13 protein-coding genes, 1 tRNA gene and 1 other RNA gene are annotated in these 14306 nt (G+C 74.4%); 8 read left to right on the top strand and 7 right to left on the bottom strand.

Features of this window, described 5'->3' with window-relative positions:
* The 6 genes from GJV82_RS12845 to ffs all read right to left on the bottom strand — a co-directional run.
* A partial coding sequence (locus GJV82_RS12845) for a DNA polymerase III subunit gamma and tau (RefSeq protein WP_318657604.1) occupies window positions 1-1324 on the bottom strand: 1324 nt, incomplete at its 3' end.
* A gap of 46 nt (window positions 1325-1370) precedes the next feature.
* Complete coding sequence (locus GJV82_RS12840; RefSeq protein WP_155099504.1) at window positions 1371-2033, bottom strand: methionine ABC transporter permease; 663 nt, start codon at window positions 2031-2033, stop codon at window positions 1371-1373.
* Window positions 2030-3151, bottom strand: a complete 1122-nt coding sequence (locus GJV82_RS12835) for a methionine ABC transporter ATP-binding protein (RefSeq protein WP_404812976.1) — start codon at window positions 3149-3151, stop codon at window positions 2030-2032. Before GJV82_RS12835 ends, GJV82_RS12840 begins: the two co-directional genes overlap by 4 nt.
* A gap of 157 nt (window positions 3152-3308) precedes the next feature.
* Window positions 3309-4211, bottom strand: a complete 903-nt coding sequence (locus tag GJV82_RS12830) for a MetQ/NlpA family ABC transporter substrate-binding protein (RefSeq protein ID WP_155099502.1) — start codon at window positions 4209-4211, stop codon at window positions 3309-3311.
* Between the two features lie 489 nt (window positions 4212-4700).
* Window positions 4701-5996 (bottom strand): ion channel protein, encoded by a 1296-nt coding sequence (locus tag GJV82_RS12825; RefSeq protein WP_318657603.1) that lies wholly within the window; start codon window positions 5994-5996, stop codon window positions 4701-4703.
* A 68-nt stretch (window positions 5997-6064) separates the two neighbouring features.
* Window positions 6065-6161: signal recognition particle sRNA small type (gene ffs / locus GJV82_RS12820), an RNA gene on the bottom strand.
* 131 nt (window positions 6162-6292) lie between these two features.
* On the opposite strand from ffs, the gene GJV82_RS12815 reads away from it, so the two are divergent.
* The 8 genes from GJV82_RS12815 (at window position 6293) to GJV82_RS12780 (ending at window position 12696) form a co-directional block, all read left to right on the top strand.
* Window positions 6293-6378: transfer RNA gene (locus tag GJV82_RS12815), tRNA-Ser, on the top strand.
* 354 nt (window positions 6379-6732) lie between these two features.
* Complete coding sequence (locus GJV82_RS12810; protein WP_155099500.1) at window positions 6733-7434, top strand: TetR/AcrR family transcriptional regulator; 702 nt, start codon at window positions 6733-6735, stop codon at window positions 7432-7434.
* Window positions 7431-8366 carry an ABC transporter ATP-binding protein gene (locus GJV82_RS12805; protein WP_024841673.1) on the top strand — a complete coding sequence of 312 codons (936 nt, stop codon included), beginning with the start codon at window positions 7431-7433 and terminating at the stop codon, window positions 8364-8366. Before GJV82_RS12810 ends, GJV82_RS12805 begins: the two co-directional genes overlap by 4 nt.
* Entirely contained in the window at window positions 8363-10036 is a 1674-nt protein-coding gene (locus tag GJV82_RS12800; RefSeq protein WP_225873327.1) for an ABC transporter permease, read from the top strand. The genes GJV82_RS12805 and GJV82_RS12800 overlap by 4 nt, the downstream gene beginning before the upstream one ends.
* 79 nt (window positions 10037-10115) lie before the next feature.
* On the top strand, window positions 10116-10967 hold the full coding sequence (locus GJV82_RS12795) for a hypothetical protein (RefSeq protein WP_155099499.1): 852 nt from the start codon (window positions 10116-10118) through the stop codon (window positions 10965-10967).
* A gap of 96 nt (window positions 10968-11063) precedes the next feature.
* Window positions 11064-11360 carry a type II toxin-antitoxin system VapB family antitoxin gene (locus tag GJV82_RS12790; RefSeq protein ID WP_024841670.1) on the top strand — a complete coding sequence of 99 codons (297 nt, stop codon included), beginning with the start codon at window positions 11064-11066 and terminating at the stop codon, window positions 11358-11360.
* 25 nt (window positions 11361-11385) lie between these two features.
* Complete coding sequence (locus GJV82_RS12785; protein ID WP_024841669.1) at window positions 11386-12036, top strand: LytR C-terminal domain-containing protein; 651 nt, start codon at window positions 11386-11388, stop codon at window positions 12034-12036.
* Window positions 12037-12087: 51 nt separating this feature from the next.
* On the top strand, window positions 12088-12696 hold the full coding sequence (locus GJV82_RS12780) for a GNAT family N-acetyltransferase (protein WP_155099498.1): 609 nt from the start codon (window positions 12088-12090) through the stop codon (window positions 12694-12696).
* 130 nt (window positions 12697-12826) lie between these two features.
* Here GJV82_RS12780 and GJV82_RS12775 read toward each other — a convergent pair whose 3' ends face one another.
* Entirely contained in the window at window positions 12827-14149 is a 1323-nt protein-coding gene (locus tag GJV82_RS12775; protein ID WP_155099497.1) for a uracil-xanthine permease family protein, read from the bottom strand.
* Window positions 14150-14306: the final 157 nt, after the last annotated feature.

The following is a 14306-nucleotide window of genomic DNA, read 5'->3' as shown; positions in this document are numbered from 1 at the left end:
CCGCGGGTGGCGTGGCCGCACGCGTGGGCCGCAGCGCCGCGCGCACGGCGGCGGGACCGGTGAGCCCCGACGGCGGCGCGGTCGCCGCGGGAGCCGGGGCGGCGGCGTCGGACCCGGTGGGCGTCCCGGCCGCGGGCGGCACGACGACGTTGCCCAGGCCGCCGCGCTCCAGGCGGTCGAGGCGCGCCGCGAACCCGGCGGCGCCGTCGTCCGCGCCCGGGAGGAGCAGGCGCGCCATGAGGAGCTCGAGGTGCAGGCGCGGCGACGTCGCGCCCGTCATCTCGGTGAGCGCCGCGTTGACCAGGTCGGCCGCGCGCGAGAGCTCGGCGACGCCGAGGTGCTGCGCCTGGGCCCGCATGCGCTCGAGCTGGTCGGCGGGCTGGTCGCGCAGCACGGCCTGCGCCTCGTCGCCGGAGACGGCGATGACGATGAGGTCGCGCAGCCGCTCGAGCACGTCCTCGACGAAGCGCCGCGGCTCGTGCCCGGTGGCGATGACGTGGTCCACGACGCGGAAGATGCTCGCGCCGTCGCGCGCGGCGAGCGCGTCCACCACGTCGTCGAGCAGCGTCGCGTGCGTGAAGCCGAGCAGCGCGACCGCGCGCTCGTACTCCACGACCCCGCCCTCGGCGCCCGCGATGAGCTGGTCCATGACGGACAGCGAGTCGCGGACCGAGCCACCCCCGGCGCGCGTCACGAGCGGGACCACGCCGCTGCCGATCGACACGCCCTCGGCCGCGCACAGCTCCTCGAGGTAGGGGCCCAGCACGTCCGGCGGGACGAGGCGGAACGGGTAGTGGTGCGTGCGGGAACGGATGGTCCCGATGACCTTGTCCGGCTCCGTCGTCGCGAACACGAACTTCACGTGCTCGGGCGGCTCCTCGACGAGCTTGAGCAGCGCGTTGAAGCCCTGCGGCGTCACCATGTGCGCCTCGTCGAGGATGAAGATCTTGTACCGGTCGCGGGCCGGGGCGAACGCGGCGCGCTCGCGCAGCTCGCGCGCGTCGTCAACGCCGTTGTGCGACGCCGCGTCGATCTCGACGACGTCGAGGCTGCCCGGGCCGCCGCGCGCGAGCTCGACGCACGAGGGGCAGACGCCGCACGGGGTGTCGAGCGGGTTGTCCGGGGTGTTCTGCGCGCAGTTGAGCGTGCGCGCGAGGATGCGCGCGCTCGTCGTCTTGCCGCACCCGCGCGGGCCGGAGAAGAGGTAGGCGTGGTTTACCCGCCCGCTGCGCAGCGCCTGCATGAGCGGCGCGGTCACGTGGTCCTGACCGATCACCTCGGCGAACGTCTCGGGCCGGTAGCGGCGGTACAGGGCGGTGCTCACCCCGGTCACTCTAGACGTCGCGACCCACACGCACGAGGCCGCGTCCTCAGCGGTGGAGGGCCTTGCGCGCGAGCCAGTTGCCGAGCAGCTGGGCCACCTGCACGATCGCGATGATGACGAGCACCGTCACGACCACGACGCCCCAGTTGTAGCGCTGGTAGCCGTAGACGATCGCGAAGTTGCCCAGCCCGCCGCCGCCGATGATCCCGGCGATCGCCGACATGTCCAGCACCGCGATGAAGAGGAACGTGTAGCCGAGGATGAGGGGCGCGAGCGCCTCCGGCACGAGCACCGTCGTGATGATGCGCCACGACGACGCGCCCATCGCGCGCGCCGCCTCCACCACGCCGGGGTCGATCCCCACGAGGTTCTGCTCGACGATGCGGCTCGTGCCGAACGCCGTCATCACCGACAGCGGGAAGATGAACGCCTCGGTGCCGAGCGTCGTCCCGACCACCTGGAGCGTCACGGGCCCGAGGAGCGTGACGAAGATGATGAACGGGATCGGCCGCACGATGTTGACGAGCACGTTGAGCACGCCGAACACCCAGCGGTTCTCGAGCAGGTTGCCGCGCCGCGTCACGTAGAGGGCGATGCCGAGCGCGAGGCCCGCGAGCCCGCCCGTGAGCAGGGCGACGGACACCATCTGCAGCGTCTGGCCGAACGACTCGACCAGCTTGGGCCACAAGAGCTCCCAGTCCCCGTTCATGAGCGGCCTCCGAGGTCGGCGGCGAGCCGCGCGACGCGCGGGTCGTCGAGCGGGTGCGCCGCCGTCCCGAGGTCCACGACGTCGGCGTGCGCGGCCAGCGCCGCGAGGAACGGCGCGACGCGGTCCTCGGGGGCGTCGAGCTCGACGGTGAGCGACCCGAACGGTCGCTCGCCCACCTCCGAGATGCCGCCGTAGACGACGGACCCGTCGACGTCGTGCTCGCGCAGCAGGCGGAACAGGTCCGTCCCGGTGCTCGCGCCCTCGCGCACGCCGACCGTGACGAGACGGCCGGGGTGGCGCTCGCGCAGGCGAGCCAGGGTCTCGCGCGAGGGCCGGTCGTGCAGCGCGGTGCCGACGAACCGCTGGGCGGCGTCCGCGCTCGGCGCGGAGAAGACGTCGTACACGTCGCCCGTCTCGACGACCTTGCCGTGCTCCATGACCGCGACGCGGTGGCACGTCGAGCGCACGACCTCCATCTCGTGCGTGATGACGACGATGGTGATGCCGAGCTCGGCGTTGACGCGCCGCAGGAGCGCGAGGACCTCGCGCGTCGTCTCGGGGTCGAGCGCGGACGTCGCCTCGTCGGCGAGGAGGATCGTGGGCTGCGCGGCGAGCGCGCGCGCGATCCCGACGCGCTGCTTCTGCCCCCCGGAGAGCTGGCGCGGGTACGCCTTCGCCTTGTCGGCGAGGCCGACGAACGCGAGCAGCTCGGCGACGCGCGCCGCCCGCTTCTCGCGCGACCACCCCGCCACCTTGAGCGGGTACGCCACGTTCCCCGCCACGGTCCGCGACGACAGCAGGTTGAACTGCTGGAACACCATGCCGATGCGCGAGCGCACCTCCCGCACCCGGCGCTCGGGCAGCCCGGTGATGACCTGCCCGTCGACCACGACCTCGCCGCTCGTCACGGTCTCCAGCGCGTTGATCAGCCGCACGAGCGTCGACTTGCCGGCGCCCGAGTAGCCGATGACGCCGAAGATCTCGCCGCGACGCACGGTCAGGGAGACGTCGTCGACCGCGTGCACGGCGCCGTCGCCCTCGCCGAAGGTCTTGCTCACGTGGCGCAGCTCGATCGCGGGCTGCGGGTCGCCGCCCGGGTCGCGGGGGGCCTCGGTCACGTCGGGTTCCTCTCGTCGGAGGCCGGCCCGTGGGGCCGGCCGCCTGGCGCCGTCTGGCTGCCGGTCGGTGAGCCGCTCGCCTGCCATCGTCCTCCCCCCGGGACGACGGCGCGCGGGGGCGGGTGCGGCGTGCGCACCCACCCCCGCGGCGTGCGGGTCAGGAGTTGCGGATGTCGGCCTCGATGCCGGCGAGGATCTCCTGGAGCTCGGCGGGCGAGTTCTCCTTGATGACCGCGGTGCCGCCCGAGGCCTTCTTCTCGGCCTTGACGACCTCCGGGGAGTGCGAGATCTCGGCGAGCTTGAGCAGCGTCTCGTCGTCCTTGTCCTCGGCGCGCGCGACCCACACGTTGATGTAGGGCTTCGCGGCGTCGGAGTCGGGGTCGTCCTGGAACAGCGCCTCCTCGGGCTTGAGGCCCGCGTCCTCGACGAAGTCGTTGTTGATGATCGAGGCGTCGACCGACTGGAGCTGGATCGGGGTCTGCTCCGCGGCGACCGGGGTGACGGTGACCTTCGAGCTCGGGAGCACGTCGAGCTCCGTGGAGATCGAGCTACCGCCGTCCTCGAGCTCGACGAGGCCCGCGTCCTGCAGCACGAGGAGCGCGCGGGCGAGGTTCGTCGGGTCGTTCGGGACGGCGACCTGACCGCCCTCGGGGATGTCCTCGAGCGAGGCGTGCTTGGTCGAGTACAGGCCGAGCGGGTAGACGGCGGTCGCGCCGATGGGCTGCAGGTCGTCGCCCGCGTCCACGTTGTAGCCCGCGAGGAACTGCAGGTGCTGGAACTGGTTGACGTCGAGCTCGCCCTGCGAGAGCGCCGGGTTGGCCTGCGTGTAGTCCTGGAGGTCGACGAGCTCGATCTCGATGCCCTCGGCCTCGGCCTGCTCCTGGAACACGGCCCACTTGTCGTCGGACGCGCCGACGACGCCGATGCGGATCGGGCCCTCGTCGTCGCCGTCGGCAGAGGAGCCGCCGGTGCCGCCACCGCCGCACGCGGTGAGGGTGAGGGCGGCCGTCGCGGCGATCGCGGTCCAGGTGAGGCGCTTGCGGGTGGTCGAGAACGACATGGGGGTTCCTTCCGGTGACGGTCGTGCGGGGTCGGCACGGCCGGGCGCAGGGGACGGTCCTGCAGGAGTGGGGTTCGGGGTTGCTTCCGGCGGGCCATCAGCCTCGCGGCGAGCGGGGGCCGGTCGTCGAGGACGACGCGGCGGGTGCGGCGCAGGTCTCCCTGCGGGTCACGACGGCGTCAGCAGCCGCACATTCGCCCGGTGCGCACGCCACGACAGCACGAGGCGCCGGCGCAGGACGCTGCGCGCGGGGTCGTGGTGTCGACGTGGTGCCGGGTCATGCAGACATCATGTGCACGCGTCGGCGCGCGGCGCCAATCTCCTGGGTAAAACGTCCACGATGCGGACGCCATTTTGATCGCATCGCGGGAAACGCAGTGGACGAACCGGTATCTATCGGACTCCGGCTCCGGTTCCCGCGCTCTTCGGAGCCCCCGCCGAGGAGACGTGCGCCACACCGCCCCGACCGCGGGGGCAACCCACGAAGGCTCAGGACCGCGGCGCGAGCGCGGCGAACTCGGGCGCGCCGCCTGCCGGGGGCTCGACCCGCATCGGGGGCATCACGCGCGCGACCAGCCAGACCGGCAGGATCGCGACGCACAGCACCGGGATGAGCTGCACGTCCCCCACGACGACGGCCGCCATGAACAGCGCGAGCCACCCGTCCCGGCTCACGACGATCGTCGCGCCGAGCACGCCCGCCCCGACCGCGACCGCCGCGGGCACCGCGGGCACGAGCGCGGTGGCGGCGAACCCCACGGCGACCCCGATGAACACCGTGGGGAAGATGCGCCCGCCACGGAAGCCGGCGCTCGTCGCCACGACGAGCGCGCCGGTCTTCACCACGGCCAGGACGAGGATCGCGCCCCACGTCATGGCGTCGGCCTGCTCGGACAGCTCCTTCATCTCCTCCAGGCCCTTGAAGAGCGTGAGCGGGCCGCCGACGACGCCGAGCAGGCCGAGGACGAGGCCGCCCGCGCCGAGCGCGAGGACGGGGTGGCGCATCCCGTGCAGCGCGCGGTGGACCCACGGCAGGGCGAGGACGGCGAGCAGCGCGAGCGCCGCGGCGGCGAGCGCGACGAGCGCCGCTCCGAGCGCGTCCCCGGCGTGGAGCCCGGGCCGGCTGGGCAGGTCGATCGCGAACGTGGGGGCCTCGAGCGCGAGCATCGTCACGGCTCCCGCGCCTGCGGCGACGAGCGACGCGAAGAGCCGGTCGAACAGCGGTCCGCTGCGGTCACCGCGCTCCGCGAAGGTCTCGGTGAGCACGAGCGCGGCCGCGACCGGCGTCGCGAAGAGCGCGCCGATCGTCGCGGCCAGGGCGAGCCCGACCGCGCCCTCGACGGGCACCCCCAGGCGCGGGCGGCACAGGATCCAGGCGGCGAGCGCCACGTTGATCGCGATGATCGGGTTCTCCGGCCCGAGGCTCACGCCGCCCGCCAGGCCGAGCACGAGCGCGACCGCGAGCCCCGGGAGCGCCCGCAGCGGGAGCGGCGCCGTCACGAGGTCCGTCGTCGCGGGGTCGACCCCCGCGTGGCCCGGCGCCCACCGGACGACGACACCGACGAGGAGCCCGGTGACCGTGAGCACGACGACCGTCCACCACGTCGGGGTGGTCCCGAGGCCCCAGGCCGCGGGCAGGCTCTCCCACACGAGGTGCTGGACCCAGGTCGCGAACGACGAGAGCGCGACGAGCGTGACGGCGCAGAGGACGCCGATCACGAGCGCCGGGACGACCCGGCGCAGGAGGTTCGCCGTCGACAGCGGGCTCTGGGTGTCCCCGGTCACACGGGCAGGGAACCACGCCCGGGCGGGCACTGCACGTCGGCCGTGCGGCATCGCGGGCCCCGAGGAACGTGAAGGACCCCCCGCACACCCACCAGAGCTCACCTACCCTTGCTGCCTTCCGGCCCTGGGGGAGTTCGGCGAGATGATGCCGCACGAGGGGTCTGCTCCCAGCCTAGCCCAGGTCCGCGTCCCACCCGAAACCCGCGTCCGCAGGGGGCGATTCGGCCCGGGCGCCGCGGTCCGGTATCCTCGTTGCGCTGCTGTCGGTCCGCCCTGCGCGCCCGGCCGTCGCACCAGGAGGATTCGCCTAGTGGCCTATGGCGCACGCTTGGAAAGCGTGTTGGGTTAACAGCCCTCGGGGGTTCGAATCCCCCATCCTCCGCCGGACCGAAGGGCCCGCCGCACACGCGGCGGGCCCTTCGTCGTCTCCCCACCGGCTCGCCCGACGGGCGGCCGGCGGGAGGGGCCCGACGGGCGGCCGGCGGGCAGGGAGAGCGCCCGCACCGAAAAGGCCCGTCGCACGGGTGCGACGGGCCTCTCGACGTCCCGACGGTCCGACGCGCCGGGACGTGGCGCCGGCGGTGCCGCCGACGGCTCCCCCCAGCCTACGGGTGTCCGGCCCGGAACGGCAGGGGTGCGGGGGCTCGACTCGCGGATCTTCGCCACACCGTCACGTCCCCGCGCGCCGCGCAGCGACCCCTGGACACCCGTTGAACACTTGTTTAGCCTATTGAACATGCGTTCAACCACGTCCTCCTCGTCCGGCCCACGGCGGCCCGCGGCGACGGGCGCCGACGACCTCACGACCCGCGCGCGGATCCGGGACGCGGCGATCGCCCGCTTCGCGCGCGACGGCTTCGGAGCGTCGCTGCGCACGATCGCGGCCGACGCCGGCGTGAGCGCCGGGCTCGTCGTGCACCACTTCGGGTCCAAGGACGGGCTGCGCGCTGCGTGCGACACCTACGTGTTCGAGGCGGTGCGGGACGCGAAGACCGAGGCCGTCTCCCCCGAGAACCCCGACGCGGGCCCCATGTCACTGCTCGCGCAGCTCGCGACGATCGAGGACTACGCACCCGTGTTCGAGTACACGCTGCGCAGCCTCCAGGCGGGCGGCGACCTCGCGCGGTCGTTCGTCGCGCACCTCACCGAGGTCACGCAGGAGTACCTCGCGGCGGGTGTCGCCGCCGGCACGATCCGCCCGAGCCGCGACGAGGCGGCGCGCGCGAGCTACCTCGTGTCGCTCTCGCTCGGCTCGCTGCTCGTCGACGGCGTGCTGCGCGACCGCACCGAGCCGCGCGACCCCGGGGCGGACCTGCGCGAGTACGTCGGGCGCGTGATGCTCCCCGCGCTCGAGGTCTTCACCGAGGGGCTCTTCGTCGAGCCCACGCTGCTCGACGCCTACGTCCAGCACACCACCCACCAGGAGGAGACGCCATGACGAGCACGACCCCCGCCGTCGAGGTGCACGACCTGCGCAAGGCGTTCGGGCACGTGCAGGCGCTCGACGGGCTCGACCTCACCGTCCGCGCGGGCGAGGTCGCCGGGTTCCTCGGACCGAACGGCGCCGGCAAGTCCACGACGATCCGCGTCCTGCTCGGCCTCCTGCGCGCCGACTCGGGCAGCGCGCGGCTCCTCGGCGGCGACCCGTGGCACGACGCGGTCGACCTGCACCGGCGCCTCGCGTACGTGCCCGGCGACGTCAGCCTGTGGCCGAGCCTCACCGGCGGCGAGGCGATCGACCTGCTCACCCGGCTGCGGGGGAACGTCGACCCGCGGCGCAAGGAGCTCCTGCTCGAACGGTTCGAGCTCGACCCGTCGAAGAAGGCGCGCACCTACTCGAAGGGGAACCGGCAGAAGGTCGCGCTCGTCGCGGCGTTCGCGTCCGACGTCGAGCTCCTCGTCCTCGACGAGCCGACGTCCGGCCTCGACCCCCTCATGGAGTCGGTCTTCACGCAGTGCGTGCGCGAGGTGACGGCGGAGGGCCGGTCCGTGCTGCTGTCGAGCCACGTCCTCGCGGAGGTCGAGAAGCTGTGCGACACCGTGACCATCATCCGCGCGGGCCGCACGGTGCAGTCGGGCACGCTCGCCGAGCTGCGGCACCTCACGCGGTCGTCCGTCACCGCCGTCACGCTCCGCGACCCCGCCGCGCTCGCAAGCCTCCCCGGCGTGCACGACCTCGTCGCCGAGCCCGGCGCCGACGGCACGCGCGTGCGGTTCGACGTCGACGACGACCACGTCGAGGCCGTCCTGCGGGCCGTCACCGACCTCGGGCTGCGGTCCGTCGCCGTCACCCCGCCCTCGCTCGAGGAGCTGTTCCTGCGTCACTACGGCGACGAGCTCGCCCTGCTCGACGGCGCGGGGTCGCTGTGAGCCGCGCCGAGACCGCCCCCGCGGCCGCCCCGCCGCGCGGGCGCCGCACCGCCGTCGTGCCGCCCGAGCCGCGCGGGCGCGGGGTCACCGGCTGGACGACGCTCCTGCGGTTCGCGCTGCGCCGCGAGCGGGTGCGGATCCCCGTGTGGACCGCGTCGGTCGCGCTCCTCCTCGCGTACGTCGCCGTCGCGCTCGACGCGCTCTACCCCACCGCGGCGGAGCGCCAGGCGCGCGCGGCGCTCGTGTCGAGCCCGGCGGGCATCATGCTCTCCGGCCCGCAGTACGGGATCGAGGACTACACGCTCGGCGCCATGATCGCGAACGAGATGGCGCTCACGGTGATGGTCGCCGTCGCGATCATGAGCATCTCCCTCGTCGTGCGGCACACGCGCGCCGAGGAGGAGACGGGGCGCGCGGAGCTCGTGCGGGCCGGGGTCGTGGGCCGCCACGCCCCCGGGACCGCCGCGTTCGCCGCCGCCCTCGTCGCGAACGCCGCGATCGCGGTCGCGAGCGGGGCCGTCCTCTCCGCGGCGGGCCTCGCGCCCGTCGACTCGTTCGCGCTCGGCGCCGCCGTCGGCGTCACCGGCCTCGTGTTCGCCGCCGTCGCCACCGTGACGAGCCAGGTGACCGAGCACGCGCGCGCCGCGAGCGGGCTCGCGCTCGCCGTGCTCGGCGTCGCGTTCCTGCTCCGCGCGTTCGGCGACGTCCAGGAGCTGCACGGGAGCTGGGTCTCGTGGCTCTCCCCCGTCGGCTGGGCGCAGCAGATCCGCGCGTACGTGGACCTGCGCTGGTGGCCGCTCGCCCTGTCGCTGGTGCTGGTCGCACTGCTCCTCGTGCTCGGCGCGGCGCTCGCGGCGCGCCGGGACCTCGGGGCGGGTCTCGTGCCGCCGCGCGCGGGCCGGCCCGACGCCGCGGGGTGGCTCGCGAGCCCGCTCGCCCTCGCGTGGCGCCAGCAGCGCGCGTCCGTTCTCGCGTGGGGCGTCGCGGTCGGCCTCACGGCGCTCGCGTGCGGGACGTTCGTCGACTCCGTGGGCACGATGGTCGCGGACAACCCCGAGATCGCCGCGATGCTCGGCGACCCGACCGACCTCGTGAGCGGGTTCGTCGCGGTCATGGCGCTCTTCCTCGGCCTCGGCGCGGGCGGCTTCGCCGTCGCCTCCGTCCAGCGGGCCCGCGGGGAGGAGACGTCGGGCCGGCTCGAGCCCGTTCTCGCGACCGGGGTGGGGCGCGTGCGCTGGCTCGGCGGCCAGCTCGTCGTGACCCTGCTCGGGATGGCGGCGCTGCTCGTCGCGAGCGCGCTCGGGCTGTGGCTCGGCGCCCTCAGCGTCGGCGAGGACACCTTCGGGCTCGCGGACTATCTCGCGGCGTCGTTCGCGTACCTGCCCGCCGTCGCGGTCGTCGCCGGGGTCGGGGCGGCCGCGTTCGGCGGGCGGCCCGGCCTCGCCGGGCTCGCGTGGGCGCTGCTCGCGTACTCGTTCGTCGTGACGATGTTCGGGGGCCTGCTCGACCTGCCGTCGTGGGCCGGCGCGGCCTCCCCGTTCTGGCACGTGCCGCAGCTCCCCGGCGCCGACGTCGAGCCGTGGCCGTTCGTGTGGCTCACGCTCCTGGCCGCCGCGCTCGTCGGGCTCGGCCTCGCCGCGTTCCGCCGCCGCGACGTCCCGCGGCCCTGACCCGGAGGCGGCGTACCGCGAACGGCGGCCCACCTGCGGCTAGGCTCGGTGGACGGTCCCGACCACGGAGGTGACGGTCATGCCCACGCCCGACCGGAGCGACGCGACGCGCTCGGCCAGGGCCGCCCTGCACGAGTGGGTCGCCGCGATCCCGACGCGCGACGGCGCGGACGACGCGGGCGCGCGCGACGCGCGCACCTGGGTCGCCGCGCTCGCGCTCGAGGGGACGTGGCTGGGCCTCTACCAGGACGCGTACGAGCTCACCGAGTCCGAGTGGGACGCGGTGATCGAGGACCTCTCCCGGTACGCCGACGTCCGGCCGCCCGCGAGCGCGGTCGTCTTCCGCGACGTCGACCTCGACGCCGACCCGTTCCGCGACGACGAGCGGCCCCTCGTGGACGCCGTGCTGCGGGTCGCGCTGGAGGAGGGTGTGCACAACGTCACGCTCGCCGCGGTCGCGCGGCGGTGCGACCGCAGCGAGTCCACCCTCCTCGCGATGTTCGGCGACGCGGAGACCCTCGTCGACGACGTCGCGCTCGAGGTCCTGCAGTCCGGCTTCGACGACCTGTCGCCCCTGCGCCTCGACCCGTCCCGCGCGGCGGTCGCGGCGTCCGTCGCAGCGCTCGACGACTCGCGCAAGGCCGCGGCGCTCCTGCGGCTCTACGCGCTGGGCGGGGTCGCGCGCGACGACGTGCCCGAGGGCCAGCACGCCGTGCACGAGCTCGTGCTGCGCGCGTGGCGCGAGGAGGGCGCGCCGACGCCCCTCGTGGTCGCGGCGCTCGCGTGCGACGGCTGGCGCGCGGGCGAGCTCCAGCGCGCGCTCGTGTTCCCCTCCGCGCTGCCGGGCGCGGTCGTGCGCGAGCTCGCGCGCCTGGTCGACGACGCGGCGGGTCCGGGCCCGGCAGGGCCGTCGATGGTCGACCCGGGGTGAGACCGGTCGCTCCTCGTGGGGAGATCGTGACGACTGCGTGACCGGCCCCCGGAAGGGCCCCGCGGGGGCCGGTGCCCGGCCTCTAGGATGTCCCGCATGATCTTCAAGGCCGTCGGTGACGGGCGCCCCTACCCGGACCACGGCCGGGTGACCGCCCGGGACTGGGCCGAGGTGCCCCCGCGCCAGGTGCGCCTCGACGAGCTCGTCACCACCAAGCGAACCCTCGACCTCGACGCCCTGCTCGCCGAGGACTCGACCTTCTTCGGCGACCTGTTCGCCCACGTCGTGGAGTACGAGGGCGTCCTCTACCTGGAGGACGGGCTGCACCGCGCCGTCCGCGCGGCCCTCCAGCAGCGCGCGATCCTGCACGCGCGCGTGCTGACCGTGCGATGAGCACCCGGTCCGGTAGGTTTCTGGCGTGACCACCCGCCCCGACACCGCGCGCGCCGAGCGTCGCCGACGCATGCACGAGCGCCAGGCGGTCGTGTTCGGGCTCCTCATCGCCGCGCTCGCCGTGGTCGGGCTCGGCGCGCTGGCCGTGTACACGGGGGCGATCGACGCCCCGTTCGACCGGCCCCTGTCGTCCCCCGAGGCGGTCGACGACCTCGCGGACGTCGAGGTTCCGTGCCTCGCCGAGGGCACCCTCCCGGTCGCAGCGGGCCAGGTCCAGGTCAACATCTACAACGCGTCGGGCACGGACGAGCCGCTCGGCCGGCTCAACCGGGACATCCTCGAGTCGCGCGGCTTCACCATCCTCACGACGGGCAACGCCCCGGACGTCGACGGCGACGGCGACCCCGACGCGATGACGCGCACGCAGATCCACTTCGGCCTCACGAGCGTGGCCCAGGCGTACACCCTGGCCGCGCACTACGAGAACCCGGGCCTCGTGCTCGACGTGCGCGAGGCCGCGACCGTCGACCTGTACGTGGGTGCGGACTTCGAGAACGTCGTGGACCCGGAGCTCGTGGGGCTGTCGGGGGACGTCCCGCTCGAGAGCCGGCCGGGCTGCGTCCCGATCGAGCAGATCACGCCAAGGCCGCTCCCCGTGCCCGCCACCGAGGGCTGAGCACGTCCCACCCGGCGCCCCGCCGATCCTCACGACCGCCGAACGGTTCCCATGAGCACCCTGCCCCTCCGGCACGCCCGGACCACCGACCCCGCCGAGGTCGACCGCCTCTACGAGATCTGCCTGCGCACCGGCGCGTCCGGGGCTGACGCGACCGCGCTGTATACGGACCCGCGCCTGCTCGGCGAGGTCTACCTCGGCGCGTACCTGGCCCTCGAGCCCGGGCTCGCGTTCGTCGTCGAGGCCGACGGCGTCGCCGCGGGGTACGTGCTCGGGGCCCGGGACACCGCGGCGTTCGAGGCGCGGACCGAGCGCGAGTGGTGGCCCGCGCTGCGCGAGCGCTACCCGCTCGGGAGCTTCCCGGAGGACTCGCGCGACGAGGCCCTCGTCCAGCAGATCCACCGCCCGCACCGCACGCACGCGGCGATCCTCGACGCGTACCCCTCCCACCTGCACGTCGACCTCCTGCCCGCCGCGCAGGGCGGCGGGAACGGCCGGCGACTGCTCGAGACCCTGTTCGACGCGCTGCGCGTCGCGGGCTCCCCCGGCGTCCACCTGGGCGTCGCCGAGGACAACGTCTCCGCGATCGGCTTCTACGAGCACCTCGGGTTCACGCGCCTCGACGTACCCGAGGGCCTCGTGCTGGGGCTGCGGCTCTAGGTCGCGCCCGCCGCGCGTGCCGCGCCACGAACGGACCGGTCCGACGAGCGGGCGCTCCGGGCGGCACGCGGCCCCGGGTCCGGTGCCGTGACGGACCGGGGCCCCGGGGCCGCGTGGTGTCAGCGCTTCCTCAGTGCGCGTCGTGGACGGCGGGCTCGTCGCCGCCGGGGGCCGACGCCGGGCTGGCCGGCTCCTGCGTCGTCCCGCGCCACCGGGCGACGGCGCGCATGAGGTGGTAGATCACGAGCGCCGAGGCGGTGCCGAGCGCGATGCCCTCGAACGTCAGGTCGCCCGCGGACCACGTGAAGTTGGCGATGCCGATGACGAGCGGCACGGCGGCCGTCGTGAGGTTCACCGGGTCGGAGAAGTCGACCTTGTTCTGCACCCAGATGCGGGCGCCGAGGATGCCGATCATGCCGTAGAGCATGGTCGCGGCGCCGCCGAGGACGCCCGCGGGGATCGTGGCGATGAGCGCGCCGAACTTCGGCGACAGCGACAGCACGAGCGCGGTCGCCGCCGCGACCCAGTACGCCGCGGTCGAGTACACGCGCGTGGCGGCCATGACGCCGATGTTCTCGGCGTACGTCGTGGTGCCGGACCCGCCGCCCACGCCCGCGAGCGTCGTCGCGAGGCCGTCGGCGAAGAGCGCGCGGCCGGTGAGGTCGTCGAGGTTCTTGCCGGTCATCGCCGCGACCGACTTCACGTGGCCGACGTTCTCGGCGATCAGCACGAGCACGACGGGGACGAACAGGCCGAGCACGGCGACGTCGAACGTGGGCGTGACGAACTCGGGGAAGCCGATCCACGCAGCCTCGCGCAGCGCGTCGAACGACACCTCGCCCCGGACCACGGCCACGACGTACCCGACGAGCACGCCCACGAGGATCGACAGACGACCGAGGATGCCCTTGAACAGGACGCTCACGAGGATGATCGCGGTCAGCGTGACGACGGCCGTGACCGGCGCCTGCTGGAAGTTGCCCCACGCGGCGGGCGCGAGGTTGAAGCCGATGAGCGCGACGATCGTGCCCGTGACGATCGGCGGCATGACGACGTCGATCCACCGTGCTCCCGCGAGGTGCACGACCAGGCCGACCGCGGCGAGCACGAGGCCCGTGACGAGGATGCCGCCGACCGCGACGGACTGGCCCTGGGACGCCGTGGCCGCGCCGATCGGGGCGATGAACGCGAAGCTCGACCCGAGGTAGCTGGGGAGCCGGTTGCGCGTGATGAGCAGGAAGCCGACCGTGCCGATCGCCGAGAAGAACAGGGTCGTCGCGGGCGAGAACCCGGTGATGAGGGGCACGAGGAACGTCGCGCCGAACATGGCGACGACGTGCTGCATGCCGATCCCGACGGTCCGCGGCCAGCTCAGCCGCTCGTCCGGGTCGACGACGTCCCCCGGCGCGACCGTCTTCCCGTTCCCGTGCACCCGCCATCCGATGGCGCTCATGACTCTCCTGTCCGTGAAGTTCGTGTGACGACCCCCGGAGCAGGGTAGTGCCACCACGTCACGGCGCCGCGTGCCGGTCCGCGCCGTCGGGCGCGGTGCCGGACGCACCGGCCCGGTGCCGCACGCACCGGCCCGGTGCCGCACGCACCGGCCCGGT

The organism is Cellulosimicrobium composti, from assembly GCF_009711085.1.
In the GTDB taxonomy this organism is placed as follows: Bacteria; Actinomycetota; Actinomycetes; order Actinomycetales; family Cellulomonadaceae; genus Cellulosimicrobium; species Cellulosimicrobium composti.
The sequence above is the reverse complement of the archived record's forward strand: the minus strand, read 5'-3'. Positions and strand labels throughout refer to the sequence as shown.

What these genes read in the sequence shown, in the direction of transcription:
- GJV82_RS12840 (WP_155099504.1), bottom strand. Translation starts at nt 2,033, where the DNA reads ATGAACGGGGACTGGGAGCTCTTGTGGCCCAAGCTGGTCGAGTCGTTC.
- GJV82_RS12830 (WP_155099502.1), bottom strand. Translation starts at nt 4,211, where the DNA reads ATGTCGTTCTCGACCACCCGCAAGCGCCTCACCTGGACCGCGATCGCC.
- GJV82_RS12810 (WP_155099500.1), top strand. Translation starts at nt 6,733, where the DNA reads ATGCGTTCAACCACGTCCTCCTCGTCCGGCCCACGGCGGCCCGCGGCG.
- GJV82_RS12805 (WP_024841673.1), top strand. Translation starts at nt 7,431, where the DNA reads ATGACGAGCACGACCCCCGCCGTCGAGGTGCACGACCTGCGCAAGGCG.
- GJV82_RS12795 (WP_155099499.1), top strand. Translation starts at nt 10,116, where the DNA reads ATGCCCACGCCCGACCGGAGCGACGCGACGCGCTCGGCCAGGGCCGCC.
- GJV82_RS12790 (WP_024841670.1), top strand. Translation starts at nt 11,064, where the DNA reads ATGATCTTCAAGGCCGTCGGTGACGGGCGCCCCTACCCGGACCACGGC.
- GJV82_RS12780 (WP_155099498.1), top strand. Translation starts at nt 12,088, where the DNA reads ATGAGCACCCTGCCCCTCCGGCACGCCCGGACCACCGACCCCGCCGAG.
- GJV82_RS12775 (WP_155099497.1), bottom strand. Translation starts at nt 14,149, where the DNA reads ATGAGCGCCATCGGATGGCGGGTGCACGGGAACGGGAAGACGGTCGCG.